Origin of the sequence: Halalkalibacterium halodurans (assembly GCF_004376175.1) — a bacterium.
In the GTDB taxonomy this organism is placed as follows: domain Bacteria; phylum Bacillota; class Bacilli; order Bacillales; family Bacillaceae_D; genus Halalkalibacterium; species Halalkalibacterium halodurans.
Genome location: NZ_SNUY01000165.1, coordinates 1 through 764 on the forward strand (window position 1 = coordinate 1; position 764 = coordinate 764).

At 35.9% G+C, this 764-nt stretch carries 1 protein-coding gene; it reads left to right on the plus strand.

The annotated features are described in order from the left end of the window. The first annotated feature begins 132 nt into the window (after positions 1-132). The gene (locus E2L07_RS20630; RefSeq protein ID WP_166740150.1) at positions 133-504 is read left to right on the plus strand and encodes a DUF7507 domain-containing protein; all 372 of its coding nucleotides are present in this window, start codon (positions 133-135) and stop codon (positions 502-504) included. Positions 505-764: the final 260 nt, after the last annotated feature.

Genomic DNA, 764 nt, shown 5'->3' on the forward strand with positions numbered 1-764 from the left:
TTCTCCTTTGAATCGGGTTTTCGTCGACTATGATTCTACCAAGGAGAGACCCTTTTTTCATGTATTTTGCTTAAACCCTACCGCGCTTTCGCTTGGTGGCCTCCTCATCCAAGTAACGGAAATTTCCGTTACTTGGATGAGGAGGTTTTTTCTTCTCCCACAAACATTTTACTCATACATACTGTTACTGCTACAGGAAATTATGAAGGTCAGACCGTAACGGATTCAGATCAAGCCTATTACTTTGGTCAAGAGCAGCTCAATCCATCGATTACAATTGAAAAATTAGTTTCTGTAGATAATGGAGCAACGTTTATTTCTGCAAATGAGTCACCTGGACCTTTATTACCAGAAGGTGTATCACCACAATTTAGATTTATAGTAACCAATACCGGTAATGTACCTTTACAAAACGTTATAGTAACTGACAATGTATACGGCTTCATAGCTAATGTTCCAAGTATGAACCCTGGAGATGTTCAAGTATTTACCATTACACCTTAGGAAATTTAGAAGATGCCTCATAAGGTCTAACCTTTATGTAGGCATCTTTCCTTTCCTAACTAAGAAATTTTTATTTTTTTTTAAGCAAACATATGTGTATATAAATCTAGTATTTACGTAATAACAGCCTCTTTATAAGAGCCACAGGACAAATTTCTGTAACCCTTGATATTACTGATTCCATTCAATTTGCTACTATAGATGTGTTCCCATACCTTTTTACGTGATCAAGTTCTTTATGTTTTGTCAAACCTCAATTT